The sequence below is a fragment of the Solicola agrisoli genome (genome assembly GCF_049059935.1).
Taxonomy (GTDB): Bacteria; Actinomycetota; Actinomycetes; order Propionibacteriales; family Nocardioidaceae; genus JAURVT01.
Genome location: NZ_JBMGQR010000054.1, coordinates 1 through 12,891 on the forward strand (window position 1 = coordinate 1; position 12,891 = coordinate 12,891).

Consider the following 12,891-nt stretch of genomic DNA (forward strand, 5'->3'; position numbering starts at 1 on the left):
CCCGGTGGTCGACGATCCCGCGCGGCTCCTCGAGGCGGCGACCGGCGTCGTCTACGTCGGCATCGACGCGCTCGTCGTCGGGCTGGTGCTCCAGCTGAGCGTGCGGCCGGTGGCCCGCGTCCCGGCGTTCTGGTTCATGCTCGTCGGGTTCGTCTGCGTGCTGCTGGGCGACCTCGGACGGGCCGTGGAGGTCGCCGGCCTCGTGACGCTCCCGGTGGCCGCGATCGACGTCTGGCACCTCTCTGCCTTCTGCCTGCTGGCCGCGATGAGCCTGCACCCCTCGATCGCCGACCTGCGCGCGGTGCCCACGGACGCCTCGGTGCACTCGAGCCCCGCGCGCCTGGCGATCTCCTACGTCGCCCTGGTCGTCCCGACGGTCGTGCTGCTCGAGCACGACTCCCCGGGCGGGCTCGAGCACCGCCTGCGGACCGCGCTGTACGTGGCGCTGATGTCGGCGGTGTTCGCCCGGATGTGCTTCACCGCCGTCCACCTCACCCGGTTGCAGCGCTCCACGCGTCACCGCGCCGACCACGACGAGCTGACCGGTCTGCTCAACCGCTCGGCCACCCTCACCACGCTGCACCGTCGGCTGCAGCACCGGCGGGGACGCACCACCCACCTGCTGTTCGTCGACGTCGACCACTTCAAGCAGGTCAACGACACCTGGGGCCACGCGACGGGCGATGCCGTGCTGCGGCAGGCGGCGTCACGCATCGTCGCCGCGGCCGGCCAGGGCGCGGTGGTGGGACGCGTGGGGGGCGACGAGTTCGTCATCGGCTGCCACGAGGACCCGCTGGCCGTCGCCACGCGCGTGCGTGGCGCGTTCGCCGACGCCTTCAGGCGCCCCGACGGCGAGCCGCTCGCCGTCACCTGCTCGATCGGGTTCGCGAGCCAGGACGCCGAGTCGACGATCGAGTCGCTGGTGGCCGACGCGGACGTCGCGATGTACGCGGCCAAGCGGGCCGACCGGAACTCGATCCGCCGGTTCTCGCACGAGGAGCGGGTCGTGGCCGACGAGTCGGCGCACCTGCGCCAGCTGCTCGACGGCGCACTGGCGCGTGAGGAGCTGGACGTCCACCTGCAGCCGCTCGTCGACGTCGAGGGCCGCGTCACCGGGTACGAGGCGCTGCTGCGGTGGGACGTCCCCGGGCGCGGGCTCGTCCCGCCCGACACGTTCGTGCCCATCGCCGACGGTGCGGGCCTGATGGAGGGCATCGGCGCCTGGGTGCTCCGCCGGGCCTGCGCCCACCTCGGGCAGCTGCGCGACCAGGGCGACGGCGACCTCTACGTCACCGTCAACCTCACGGCCCGCCAGCTCGCCGACACCGGCCTGCGGGACGCGGTGCTCACCGCCCTGCGGGAGGCCGACCTGCCCGCGTCGGCGCTGTGGCTCGAGCTGACCGAGTCGTCGATGGTCCGCGACACCGTCGCCACGCGCGAGAACGTGGCCGCGCTGCGCCACCTCGGCGTGGTGTTCGCGCTCGACGACTTCGGCACCGGGTTCGCCTCGCTCGCGCACCTGCACGACATCGACTGCCAGGTGGTCAAGATCGACCGCTCGTTCGTCTCCCGTCTCGACGAGCCGGGGTCGGCGCAGGCGGTCGTCCGCGCGATCATCGCGATGGCCCACTCCCTCGACCTCGACGTCGTGGCCGAGGGCGTGGAGACGCCCACGCAGGCCGAGATGCTCAGGTCGCTGGGCGTCGACTACCTGCAGGGCTACCTGTTCGGGCACCCCGCCGCTCCGGCGCCCCTGGCCCGCCCCGTCGTCGCCGAGCGCCGGACGGCCTGACCCGGTCGCAGCGCACGGGCCCGGTTGTGGAAACGTCCGGGCCAGCGACGCCCCGACCCGAGAGGACCCCCGTGCCCACCGACGAGACGACCGCCCGAGGCGACCGGACGAGGCGCACCGTCGGGCAGTCCGAGAAGCTGCACGACGTCCTCTACGACATCCGCGGCCCGGTCAACGCGCGCGCCGCCGAGATGGAGGCCGCCGGGCACCGGGTGCTCAAGCTCAACATCGGCAACCCGCAGACGTTCGGCTTCGAGGCCCCCGACTCGATCGTCGCCGACATGGTCGCGGCGCTGCCCGTCTCGCAGGGCTACTCCGACGCGCGCGGCATCGTCTCGGCGCGGCGCGCGGTCGTCCAGCGCTACGAGCTCGAGGACGGCTTCCCCGACGTCGACGTCGACGACGTGTGGCTCGGCAACGGCGTCTCCGAGCTGATCCAGATCTGCCTGCAGGCGCTGCTCGACGACGGCGACGAGGTGCTCGTCCCGTCGCCGGACTACCCGCTGTGGACAGCGTCGACCAAGCTCGCGGGTGGCGTCGCGCGCCACTACCGCTGTGAGGAGTCGAACGGCTGGCAGCCCGACCTGGAGCACCTCGCGTCGCAGATCGGGCCGCGCACGCGCGCGATCGTCGTCATCAACCCCAACAACCCCACCGGCGCGGTGTACTCCGAGCAGGTGCTCGACGGCATCGCGGCGCTGGCCCGCGAGCACGACCTGGTGCTGATGAGCGACGAGATCTACGACAAGGTGCTCTACGACGACGCGGTGCACGTGCCGCTCGCCACCCGCGCGCCCGACCTGCTGACGCTGACCTTCAGCGGCCTGTCCAAGGCGTACCGCGTGTGCGGCTACCGCGCCGGCTGGGTGGTGGTGAGCGACCCCGCGGGCGTCGCCGACGACTACGAGCACGGCATCAACCTGCTCGCGTCCATGCGCCTGTGCCCCAATGTCCCGGCGCAGCACGCGATCCAGGTGGCCCTCGGCGGGCACCAGTCGATCAACGACCTGGTGCTGCCCGGTGGCCGCCTGCGCGACCAGCGCGACGCCGCCGTCACCGCCCTGCGCGCGATCCCCGGCGTCTCGGTCGTCGAGCCGCGCGGCGCGCTGTACGTCTTCCCCCGCCTCGACCCCGAGGTCTACCCGGTGCGCGACGACGAGCGCCTCGCCCTCGACCTGCTGCTCGCGCAGAAGATCCTGCTCACCCAGGGCACCGGCTTCAACTGGCCCGACCCCGACCACCTGCGCATCGTCACCCTCCCCCGCGCCGAGGAGCTCACCGACGCCATCGGACGACTCGGGACGTTCCTGGCGACCTACCGCCAGGACTGACCCGCGTGCGGCAGGGTGTCGCCATGGCCTGGACCGACGACCTGCGCGCCCGTCACGAGGAGCTGCTCGAGGAGTACCGCACCAGCCTGCGCGGACAGCTCGACGGGCTGACCGAGGAGGAGGCGCGACGCTCCCTCGTCCCGTCGCGGACGACGCTGCTGGGGCTGGTCAAGCACGTCACGTACGTCGAGCGCTTCTACTTCGACCACCTGGTCACCGGGCGGTCGCTGAAGGAGATCGGCGTCGCGTCCACCCCCGACCGGTCGTTCGTGCTGAGGAAGACCGACACGATCGAGACGGTCCTCGCCGCGCACGCCGAGACCTGCGACGCCTCGCGGCGCACCCTGGCCGACCTGGCGTTCGGCGACGTCGTCGACGGTGCCCGCGGCGAGCGGACGGTGTGGGCGCTCGTGCTGCAGGTCGTCCGCGAGCTGGCCCACCACAGCGGCCACGCCGACATCCTCCGCGAGCAGGTGCTCGCCGCGCGCGACGACGACTGAGCCCCGTCCGCCCCACCCGTCGCACGATTCCCAGGTGAACCTGGGAATCCGTCGAGCCCACGGAGAACTTCCCACGGTCTCGACGGTTCTCCGGGTGAAGTGGGACGGACGGTGCGCCCGGGACGACGACGCCTGAGCCCCCTCGCCACGGATCCGACGCGCACGGTCGGCGGATGTCCGCTTTGCGTGCGAGCGTGGGGACGCTCAGGGCCGCCTGGCCTGCGGACGACCCGGGAGGACGCACCATGACGCTCGACCGACGCGGCTTCCTGTCCGCCGCCGGGGCGCTGTCCGCCGGCGCCGTGCTTTCCGGCTGCCGGGGGTTCACCGGCCGGGGCTCCGACGACGGCGCGGCCGGCGAGCTGACCTTCACCACCTGGGGCACCGACAGCGAGCTCGACGGGTTCCGTCGCGGCATCGCGGCGTTCACCGCAGCCAACCCCGGGTCCGACGTCAAGCTCAACGCGGTGCCCTACGAGCAGATGTTCCAGAACATCGACGCGCAGCTGCAGTCCGGCGACGCGCCCGACGTCTTCAGGGTCGACTACGACAACCTCGGCACCTACGCCGGACGCGGCCAGCTGCTGAACCTGCAGGACCTCGTCGACCTCTCGCTGGGCGAGGACTTCACTCCCGCGATGTGGCAGGCCGTGCAGTTCGACGACGCCCCGCACGGCGTCCCGCACCACACCGACACCTCGGCGATCCTGTACAACAAGGCGGCGCTGCGTTCGGCGGGCGTCCGCAGCGTGCCCACCACGCTCGAGTCGGCATGGACCTGGGGCGAGTTCGAGGAGGTCGCGCTCAAGCTGCGGGCCGACCTGCCGGACGACCGCTACCCGTTCGCCTACAACTGGCAGCAGACCGGCGTCACGCGCTGGCTCAGCTGGCTCTTCCAGGCCGGCGGACGCTTCCTCGACGACGACCTGGTCACCCCCGCGATCGACTCCGCGGCCGGGCGGCGGGCCGTCGACTTCACCGCGAGCTTCTTCCCCCGACGGCTCGTGCCGGCCAACAGCTCGGTGAAGTCCACGGTCTACGCCAGCGACGTGTTCTTCTCCGAGACCGTGGCCATGACGTTCGCCGGCGCGTTCCTGCTGCCCGACGCCGCCGAGCTCGCCCCCTTCGAGTGGGGTGCGACGTTCTCCCCACGCGACGAGCGCGGCGGCGGCGACCTCGGCGGCAACGCGCTGGTCGCGACGGCCGACGCGCGCTCGCCTGAGCTGGCGGCCGAGTTCCTGTCGTTCATGGTCCAGCGCGACCAGATGAACGACTTCTGCACCCGCTCGAGCCTGCTGCCCACCCGCAAGGACCTCGTCGAGGGCGGCATCGAGTTCGCGGTGCGTCCCGAGCTCTCCACGACCTTCATCCAGCAGGCGAGCACCGTCGAGCCGTCGGACGCCGCGCAGGTCGCCTCCCGCTCGATGGCCGGCATCAACGCGGTGCTGGCCGACCAGCTCGAGCTCGCGTTCGCCAAGGGCCAGAGCACCGCCGAGACGCTGTCGAAGCTGTCCGACGGCATCGCCGAGGCGACGGCCCGATGAGCCAGGACGCCGCGGTGCGCGCCGACGTCGAGCGGCAGGACGAGCGGCCGCCGGAGCGGTCGGCCCGCACGCAGGGTCGGCTGCGACGGCTGCACGAGGCGGTCACGGGCTACTCGTTCCTCGCCCCCAACCTCGTGCTGGTCGGGGTGTTCCTGTTCCTGCCGCTCGTCTGGGCGGTGCTGATCAGCCTGCGCCAGACCGACGGGTTCACCAGCGACTTCGTGGGGCTCGACAACTACCGCCGGCTGCTCTCGGACCCGGTCTTCTGGCGCGCCACCGCCAACACGGCGCTGTTCACCGTCATCGTCGTGCCGCTGAGCATGCTGGTCGGGCTCGCCTGCGCGGTGCTGATGAACTCGGTGCTCCCGGCCCGCGGCGTGTTCAGGACGGTCGTGATCCTGCCGATGGCGATCTCGGGCGTCGCGACCGCGCTGATGGGGGTGCTGTTCTTCGACCAGAACACGGGCATCGCCAACAAGCTGCTCGGGGCGGTGGGCGTCTCGACGGTGCCGTGGCAGTCCGGCGGCTCGGCGGCGTTCGTCTCGGTGGTCCTGGTGACGCTGTGGTGGCGGGTCGGGTTCAACATGCTCATCTACCTCGCCGGGCTGCAGGGGATCTCGCCCGAGCTGTACGAGTCGGCCCGCCTCGACGGCGCCGGGCCGTGGCAGCGGTTCCGGTTCATCACGCTGCCGATGGTGGGGCCGTCGACGTTCTTCCTGCTCGTCATGAACGTCATCTACTCGTTCCAGGTGTTCGACATCGTCTTCGTGATGACGCAGGGCGGGCCGGGCAACGCCACGTCGGTGCTCGTCACGTACGCCTACGACACCGGTTTCGGCGAGACCCGTCAGCAGGGCTACGCCGCCGCCGTCGGCATGGTCCTGCTCGTCCTGACCCTCGCGTTCACCGCGCTGCAGTGGCGCTTCAGCCGCACCCGAGACCTGGTGGAGTGACCATGACGACGACGAGCTCCCGCGACCGCCGCGCCACCGCGCTGCGTGCTGTCGTCGCGGCGGTGGTGGGCCTGGTGCTGGTGTTCCCGCTGTACTGGATGGTGGTGGTGGCGTTCTCTCCGCGCCGCGAGCTGCTCTCGGCCGACCTGCGGCTGTGGCCGCGCGACCTGACCCTCGCCAACTTCGACCGCGTGCTCGACGGCTTCCCGGTGATCACGTGGCTGGGCAACTCCGTGGCCATCGCCGGCGTCACCACGCTCATCACGGTGAGCGTCAGCCTGCTGGCCGGATACGCGTTCGCGCACCTGCGGTTCGGCGGCCGGACCTTCATCTTCCTGGCGACGCTCAGCACGATGATGCTGCCGGTCCAGGTGATCATCACCTCGCAGTTCCGGCTCGTCACCGACCTGCACCTGTACGGCACCTACTGGGCGGTGATCCTGCCCACCGCGGCGTCGGCGTTCGGCGTCTTCCTGGCCCGGCAGTTCATGATCGGCATCCCCCGCGAGCTGCTCGACGCCGCCAAGGTCGACGGCGCCGGCCAGGTCCGGATCTTCTTCCAGGTGGTGCTGCCCCTGTGCCGCCCGCTGATCGCGGTGCTGACGCTGCTCACCGTCCTGTCGACGTGGAACGACTTCGCCTGGCCGCTGATCGCGCTCAAGGAGAACGAGCTCTACACGCTGCCGATCGGCCTGACCTACCTGCAGGGCCAGTTCGGCCCCGACTACGGCGCCACCATGGCCTTCGCGCTGCTCAGCGTCCTGCCCATGGTGGTGCTCTTCCTGGTCTTCCAGCGCCAGTTCGTCCAGGGCTTCACCCGCAGCGGAATCCGCTGACCCCCCGCGCTCTCACCCGCCCCACCCGTCGCAGGTTTCCCAGGTGAACCTGGGAAACCGCCGGAACCATGGAGAACTTCCCGGGTATCGGGACAGATCTCCAGGTGAGGTGGGACGGACGGTGCTGCTGGGACGTCGCGCCGCGCCACCGTTCCACCGCCACTCCCGCACCACTGGGCACGGAGAACCGTCCCGACACCCGGGAAGTTCTCCGTGCCGGGCGCAGATTCCCAGGTATACCTGGGAAACCGTCAGGCGGGGTCGGCGTCCCCGGCCTGGCGGGAGGAGGCGAGGTCGCGGAGGCGGTCGGCGAAGGACGGGTCGCGCTGGAGGAGCTCGGCGAAGGACTCGTCGGTGAGGTGGACGGCCTTGAGGGGCGTGTTCGCGACGACCGACGCGCTGCGCAGGCGGCGGTCGACGAGCGCGATCTCGCCGAAGACGTCGCCGGGGCCGAGCGTGGCGATGGTGGTCTTGTCGCGACGCACCTCGGCCTCGCCCTCGACCAGGATGTAGGCGCGGTCGGCGGGGGTGTTCTCGTGGATCACCGACCACCGGGCCGGGATCGTGACCAGCTGGCCGACCGAGGCGATGTCGTTGACGACGCCGCGGTCGAGGTCGGTCACCCGCCGCAGCGCGTCGACGATCTCGGCATCTGGCTTCCTGCGCGCCATGGCTCGCGGCCCTCCTCCGCCCGGCCTTAGCCGAGCCCCGGTGCAACTGAGGGTTACAGGGTCCCACCTGGAACGACCGGTGTCCAAGCACCGGGCCCACTAGGCTGTGTCGCCAGCGTCACGGACCTCGGGAGGAGACGCGATGACGGGCTTGCTGACGGCCGCGCTCCACGCGGGCGCCGACGCGACCGACCCCTCCACGCGCACCATCCGCACCCGCGTCCAGGTGCTGCTGACGCTGCTGCTCGTCGGCACCAACATCATCGGCGCCGGGATCGTGTTCAGCCTCAACTTCGTGCTGGTGCCCGGTGACGGGCCGAACGCGTCGTTCGTGTCGGCGCTCGCCGTCGCGGCACCGGTCTACGTCGTCGCGGCGGTGGTCGTCGGCGCCACGACGATCACCCTGCTGGTGCTGCGCTCGCTGCAGTGGTTCCTGCTGGAGCAGGACCCGACGCCCGAGCAGCGCCGCGCCACCCTGCGCCTGCCGTGGCGCATCACGATCGCCCAGTTCTGGCTGTGGATGGTCGCCGCCGTCACCTTCACCGCGCTCGCGCTGTGGCGTCAGCCCGAGGCGGCGCTGAGCACGATCTTCGCCGTCGGCATCGCGGGCCTGGTGGTCAGCACGATCGCGTTCCTGTTCACCGAGTACATCCTGCGTCCGGTCGCCGCGCGCGCCCTGGCCGGTCGCGCCGAGGACTTCCCGGTCGGCGCCAACGTCCAGAGCCGGATGGTGCTCTTCTGGGGCCTCGGCACCGGGGCCCCGGTGCTCGGGCTCGGCATGGCCGCCCTGGTCAACCTCACCCGACCCGACTCCCAGGTCGCCGACGGGCGCCTGCCCTACGCGGTGCTGGCCCTGTCGGCCATCGTGCTGCTGTTCGGCCTGCTCGTCACCGTCCTCGCAGCGCGTGCCGTCGTCATGCCGATCCTGGCGGTCCGCCAGGCGCTCGAGCAGGTCGGCAACGGCGACCTCGACGTCCGTGTCGTGGTCAACGACGGCACCGAGCTCGGCCAGCTGCAGGACGGCTTCAACGACATGGCGCGCGGCCTGCGCGAGCGCGACAAGATCCGCGACCTGTTCGGCCGCCACGTCGGCGACTCCGTCGCGAGCGCGGCGACGTCGGGCGAGGTCGAGCTCGGTGGCGAGGTCCGCATGGCCAGCGTCCTGATGATCGACCTCGTCGGTTCGACGACGTACGCCACCGAGCACTCGCCACGCGAGGTGGTGGAGATGCTCAACCGGTTCTTCGCGGTGATCGTCGAGGAGGTGAGCGACCGCGACGGCCTGGTCAACAAGTTCATGGGCGACGCCGTGCTCGCCGTCTTCGGCGCCCCCAACCGGCTGTCCGACCACTCCGGCCTCGCGCTCCGGGCGGCCCGCGCGATCGTCGAACGGCTCGCCGACGAGGTGCCCGAGATCCGCGCCGGCATCGGTGTGGCCACCGGCGAGGTCGTCGCCGGCAACGTCGGTCACCAGACCCGCTTCGAGTACACCGTGATCGGCGACGCGGTGAACTCCGCGGCCCGCCTCACCGAGCTCGCCAAGGACGTGCCCGGCGGCGTCATGGCCACCTGGGCCACGGTGTCGTCCACCGACCGCACCGAGTCGCGGCACTGGGAGAAGCACGGCTCGCCCGTGCTGCGCGGACGCGACGAGCCCACCGACGTCGCGGTGCTGGTCGACGGCGGCAGCGCGCCACGCGAGAAGGACGCCTAGAGCGGGTCGAGGATCCGGGCCAGGAACTGCTGCAGACGAGGGCTCTGCGGGTTCGCCAGGACGTCCTGCGGCGCGCCGCGCTCGACGAGCACGCCGCCGTCGAGGAAGAGCACCTGGTCGGCGACCTGCTGGGCGAAGCGGATCTCGTGGGTGACGACGACCATCGTCCAGCCCTGCGCGGCGAGGTTCTTCATCACCTTCAGCACCTCGCCCACCAGCTCGGGGTCCAGGGCCGACGTGGGCTCGTCGAACAGCATCAGCTGCGGGCGCATCGCCAGCGCACGGGCGATGCCGACGCGCTGCTGCTGTCCGCCCGACAGCTGGTACGGGTGCTGGTCGGCCTTCTCGGCCAGGCCGACCTGGGCGAGCAGGTCGCGCGCCTCGTCCTCGACCTCGGCGGCCGGCCGTCCCTGCGCCAGCCGCGGCCCCTCGGTGACGTTCTGCAGCACCGTGCGGTGCGGGAACAGGTTGTGCGCCTGGAAGACCATCCCGCTCTGCGCGCGCAGGCGGACGACGTCGGCCTTGGAGGTCTTCTGGGCGAAGTCGAGCTCGACGTCGCCGATCCGCACGCGGCCCGCGTCGGGGCGGTCGAGCACGTTCAACGAGCGCAGCAGCGTGGTCTTGCCCGACCCGGACGGCCCGACGAGCACCGTCACCGAGCCGCGCTCGGCGGTGAAGTCGATGCCGTCGAGCACCGTGTTGCTGCCGAAGCTCTTGCGCAGCCCCTCGACGGAGACGAGCGGGCCGCTCGTGGAGGAGGTGCTCATCGGGCCACGTACCTGTCGAGTCGGGTCTCGAGCCGCGTCTGGCCAAACGACAGGACGAGGCAGATGATCCAGTAGATGACCGCCGCGAGGGTGTAGAGGGCGAAGAACTCACCGGTGGGCGACGCCAGTTCCTGTGCGACCCGAAGCATGTCGGTGAAGATGATGGTCGAGGCCAAGGCTGTGTCTTTCAGAAGGGAGATCAAGGTGTTCGACAGCGGCGGCACCGCGACCCGCGCCGCTTGTGGTAGCACCACCCGCCGCAGGGTCAGTGCGTAGCCCATGCCGACGGTCTGCGCGGCCTCCCATTGGCCCTTGGGTATCGACAGGATGGCCGACCGGATGACCTCGGCGGCGTATCCGCCGACGTTGAGGCTGAGCGCGATGATCGCCGCGGGCCACGGATCGAGGCGTATACCAAACTGGGGCAACCCGTAGAAGACGATGAACAGCTGCACGATGAGCGGTGTGCCCCTGATGATCGACACGTAGACCCGCCCGATCTGGGCGAGCCCCGGCAGCGCCGACAACCGCATCAGTGCAACCGCCAGCGCGATCGCGAGGCCGAGGGGGAAGGTGACGAGCGTGAGCGGGATCGTGCCCTTGATCAGTCCACCCAGCATCGGACCGATGCTGGACTGGATCAGCGCCCAGCTGCTCTCCCAGTCCATGACGCCGGACTACTTCGACACGTCGGAGCCGAAGTACTTCTCCGAGATCTTCGCCAGGGTGCCGTCGGCGCGCAGCTCGTCCAGCGCGTCGTTGACGGGCCCGACCAGGCCGGAGTCCTTGCGGAACGCGAACACCTGGTCGCTGGTGTCACCGGTCTTCGCGGCGACCTCGACCGAGGTGTCGCCGGAGTTCTTCAGGTAGTCGAGCACCGCGAGGTTGTCGTTGACGATCGCGTCCACGCGACCCTGCTTGACCAGCGTGACGGCCTGCACGAAGCCCTCCACCGACTCGACCTTCGCGCCGGCGTCCTTGGCCACCTGGGCCCAGTTGCTGGTGGACGACTGCGCGGTCGTCCTGCCCTTCAGGTCGTCCAGGCTCGTGATCGCGGTGTCGCCCTTCTTCACCAGGATCACGCCCTCGGAGACGGTGTACGTCTGCGACAGGTCGTAGAGCTTCTCGCGCTCGGGGGTGCGGGTCACCTGGTTGGCGACGACGTCCCAGCGCTCGGAGGTGAGTCCGGCGAAGATCGCGTCGAAGGTCGACTCGCTGAACTCCGGCTTCACGCCGAGCTTCTTCGCGACGGCGGTGATCACCTCGACGTCGTAGCCGGTGAGCTCGTTGGTGTCCTGCGCGTGGAAGGTGAAGGGCGAGTACGTGCCCTCGGTGCCGATCTTGAGCACCCCGTCGGCCTTGACCTGGTCGAGCGGGGATCCCTCGTCGGACGACCCGCCGCACGCGGCGAGCAGGACGCCTGCCAGTGCGAGGGCGACGAGGCTGAGGATGCGGCGGGGCATGAGGGACCTTTGGTTCGGCGACGGGGGTGCCTGTCGATCAGACCAGCGCACGCCCTCCGGGGCCGGTCGTGTCCACATGCTGGACACGACCGCGGCCCGCCACCGGGGGGCCACGGGCGCCCGGTGCATCCTGGTCCTGACACCCGTCACCGACCCGTCACAGGAGGCCAGAGAGATGTCCAGCGCACAGGCGAGCGTCCTCGTCGACCTCCTGCGCGACGAGCGGGCCACCACCCTGACGATCGGCCGCTCCCGCACGCCGTCTGCGGTGGCCGTGGCGTCGTCGGTCATCGACCTGTGGACGCTGGCCGGCGGCCGCGTCGTCGACGTCGTCAGCTGGGAGCGCGGCACCTCCCGCTGGGCCGACCACGCGCAGCGCATGGTCCGGTCCGCCCCCGACGCGTGGGTGGTCGTCGACTCCTCCGCCGGCTGGAACCGCCTGGTCGCCCACCTCACCTACACGCTCGGCTGGGACGCCACGCGCACCTTCGCCGCCGTGCCCGCCCTCGCACCCACGACCGACCTCGGCCTGCGCACCGTCGACCGGGGCGGCTCGGTCCACGTCGGATGACGGCGCTCGACGGCGTCGCGCTCGTCACGGGCGCGTCCCGCGGGCTCGGCGCCGCGATCGCCGAGGCGCTCGCCGCCACGGGCCAGCCCGTCGCCGTGAACTACGCGTCGACGGGCGCTCTCGCCGACGCCGTCGTGTCGAGGATCACCGACGCGGGCGGTCGGGCGGCGGCGTACCGGGCCGACGTGACGTCCGCCGCCGAGGTCGAGCGCCTGGTCGCCGAGATCGACGCCGAGCTCGGACCCGTCACCGTCCTGGTCGTCAACGCGACCGGGGCCCAGCCCACCACCCCGATCGAGGCGCTCACCACCGACGACCTCGAGCCGATGCTCGACTTCTTCGTCCGGAGCCCCACGCTGCTCACCACCGCCGTCGTGCCCGGCATGCGCGCCGCCGGCGCGGGCCGGATCGTGCACATCGGCTCCGACGTCGTCGACCGTGCACCGGAGGGCAACGCGGCCTACGTGGCGGCCAAGTCCGCCCAGCTCGGGCTCGCACGCGTCGCAGCCCGCGAGCTCGGACGCCACGGCATCACCGTCAACACCGTGCAGCCGGGCTGGGTGCCCGTCGAGCGCCATGCCGACGTCCCCGCGGCCGACCTCGACGCCTACCTGCGCGACGTGCCCGTCGGACGGGCCGGCACCCCCGCCGAGGTCGCCGCGAGCGTCGTGCACCTCGCCTCGCGCGAGGCGGCGTTCGTCAACGGCGCCGTGCTCGCGGTCAACGGCGGCAGCACCGTCGCCTGAGAG

The 12,891-nt window shown here is 71.5% G+C and carries 13 protein-coding genes; 9 read left to right on the top strand and 4 right to left on the bottom strand.

What is annotated here, in order from left to right; translation table 11 throughout:
* The 6 genes from ACI6PP_RS16650 to ACI6PP_RS16675 form a co-directional block, all read left to right on the top strand.
* On the top strand, positions 1–1,792 hold a 1,792-nt coding region (locus tag ACI6PP_RS16650), incomplete at its 5' end, for a putative bifunctional diguanylate cyclase/phosphodiesterase (RefSeq protein WP_421112736.1).
* A gap of 71 nt (positions 1,793–1,863) precedes the next feature.
* Positions 1,864–3,123, top strand: coding sequence for a pyridoxal phosphate-dependent aminotransferase (locus tag ACI6PP_RS16655; RefSeq protein WP_421112737.1), 1,260 nt, complete (start codon positions 1,864–1,866; stop codon positions 3,121–3,123).
* Positions 3,124–3,146: 23 nt separating this feature from the next.
* Positions 3,147–3,623, top strand: a complete 477-nt coding sequence (locus tag ACI6PP_RS16660) for a DinB family protein (protein ID WP_421112738.1) — start codon at positions 3,147–3,149, stop codon at positions 3,621–3,623.
* A 245-nt stretch (positions 3,624–3,868) separates the two neighbouring features.
* Positions 3,869–5,167, top strand: a complete 1,299-nt coding sequence (locus ACI6PP_RS16665; RefSeq protein WP_421112739.1) for an ABC transporter substrate-binding protein — start codon at positions 3,869–3,871, stop codon at positions 5,165–5,167.
* On the top strand, positions 5,164–6,120 hold the full coding sequence (locus tag ACI6PP_RS16670; RefSeq protein WP_421112740.1) for a carbohydrate ABC transporter permease: 957 nt from the start codon (positions 5,164–5,166) through the stop codon (positions 6,118–6,120). Before ACI6PP_RS16665 ends, ACI6PP_RS16670 begins: the two co-directional genes overlap by 4 nt.
* A gap of 2 nt (positions 6,121–6,122) precedes the next feature.
* Entirely contained in the window at positions 6,123–6,956 is an 834-nt protein-coding gene (locus ACI6PP_RS16675; protein WP_421112741.1) for a carbohydrate ABC transporter permease, read from the top strand.
* Between the two features lie 251 nt (positions 6,957–7,207).
* Here ACI6PP_RS16675 and ACI6PP_RS16680 read toward each other — a convergent pair whose 3' ends face one another.
* Positions 7,208–7,627 (bottom strand): cyclic nucleotide-binding domain-containing protein, encoded by a 420-nt coding sequence (locus ACI6PP_RS16680; protein WP_421112742.1) that lies wholly within the window; start codon positions 7,625–7,627, stop codon positions 7,208–7,210.
* 142 nt (positions 7,628–7,769) lie between these two features.
* Between ACI6PP_RS16680 and ACI6PP_RS16685 the strand changes: the two genes are divergently transcribed.
* On the top strand, positions 7,770–9,341 hold the full coding sequence (locus ACI6PP_RS16685) for an adenylate/guanylate cyclase domain-containing protein (protein ID WP_421112743.1): 1,572 nt from the start codon (positions 7,770–7,772) through the stop codon (positions 9,339–9,341).
* Here ACI6PP_RS16685 and ACI6PP_RS16690 read toward each other — a convergent pair.
* Genes ACI6PP_RS16690 through ACI6PP_RS16700 form a run of 3 tightly spaced genes read right to left on the bottom strand, consistent with a single transcriptional unit; the run spans position 9,338 to position 11,571 of the window.
* Positions 9,338–10,108, bottom strand: coding sequence for an amino acid ABC transporter ATP-binding protein (locus ACI6PP_RS16690; RefSeq protein ID WP_421112744.1), 771 nt, complete (start codon positions 10,106–10,108; stop codon positions 9,338–9,340). The two genes, ACI6PP_RS16685 and ACI6PP_RS16690, sit on opposite strands and share 4 nt — an antisense overlap.
* On the bottom strand, positions 10,105–10,776 hold the full coding sequence (locus ACI6PP_RS16695; protein ID WP_421112745.1) for an amino acid ABC transporter permease: 672 nt from the start codon (positions 10,774–10,776) through the stop codon (positions 10,105–10,107). Before ACI6PP_RS16695 ends, ACI6PP_RS16690 begins: the two co-directional genes overlap by 4 nt.
* 9 nt (positions 10,777–10,785) lie before the next feature.
* Positions 10,786–11,571 (bottom strand): amino acid ABC transporter substrate-binding protein, encoded by a 786-nt coding sequence (locus tag ACI6PP_RS16700; RefSeq protein WP_421112746.1) that lies wholly within the window; start codon positions 11,569–11,571, stop codon positions 10,786–10,788.
* Positions 11,572–11,746: 175 nt separating this feature from the next.
* On the opposite strand from ACI6PP_RS16700, the gene ACI6PP_RS16705 reads away from it, so the two are divergent.
* Positions 11,747–12,142, top strand: coding sequence for a hypothetical protein (locus ACI6PP_RS16705; RefSeq protein WP_421112747.1), 396 nt, complete (start codon positions 11,747–11,749; stop codon positions 12,140–12,142).
* A complete protein-coding gene (locus tag ACI6PP_RS16710) occupies positions 12,139–12,888 on the top strand; it encodes an SDR family NAD(P)-dependent oxidoreductase (protein ID WP_421112748.1) in 750 nt (249 codons plus the stop codon). Before ACI6PP_RS16705 ends, ACI6PP_RS16710 begins: the two co-directional genes overlap by 4 nt.
* Positions 12,889–12,891 lie beyond the last annotated feature (3 nt).

Excerpts from the sequence above, each read along its gene's own strand:
- ACI6PP_RS16660 (WP_421112738.1), top strand. The coding sequence starts at position 3,147 with ATGGCCTGGACCGACGACCTGCGCGCCCGTCACGAGGAGCTGCTCGAG.
- ACI6PP_RS16675 (WP_421112741.1), top strand. The coding sequence starts at position 6,123 with ATGACGACGACGAGCTCCCGCGACCGCCGCGCCACCGCGCTGCGTGCT.
- ACI6PP_RS16695 (WP_421112745.1), bottom strand. The coding sequence starts at position 10,776 with ATGGACTGGGAGAGCAGCTGGGCGCTGATCCAGTCCAGCATCGGTCCG.
- ACI6PP_RS16680 (WP_421112742.1), bottom strand. The coding sequence starts at position 7,627 with ATGGCGCGCAGGAAGCCAGATGCCGAGATCGTCGACGCGCTGCGGCGG.
- ACI6PP_RS16690 (WP_421112744.1), bottom strand. The coding sequence starts at position 10,108 with ATGAGCACCTCCTCCACGAGCGGCCCGCTCGTCTCCGTCGAGGGGCTG.
- ACI6PP_RS16710 (WP_421112748.1), top strand. The coding sequence starts at position 12,139 with ATGACGGCGCTCGACGGCGTCGCGCTCGTCACGGGCGCGTCCCGCGGG.
- ACI6PP_RS16670 (WP_421112740.1), top strand. The coding sequence starts at position 5,164 with ATGAGCCAGGACGCCGCGGTGCGCGCCGACGTCGAGCGGCAGGACGAG.
- ACI6PP_RS16705 (WP_421112747.1), top strand. The coding sequence starts at position 11,747 with ATGTCCAGCGCACAGGCGAGCGTCCTCGTCGACCTCCTGCGCGACGAG.
- ACI6PP_RS16700 (WP_421112746.1), bottom strand. The coding sequence starts at position 11,571 with ATGCCCCGCCGCATCCTCAGCCTCGTCGCCCTCGCACTGGCAGGCGTC.
- ACI6PP_RS16665 (WP_421112739.1), top strand. The coding sequence starts at position 3,869 with ATGACGCTCGACCGACGCGGCTTCCTGTCCGCCGCCGGGGCGCTGTCC.
- ACI6PP_RS16685 (WP_421112743.1), top strand. The coding sequence starts at position 7,770 with ATGACGGGCTTGCTGACGGCCGCGCTCCACGCGGGCGCCGACGCGACC.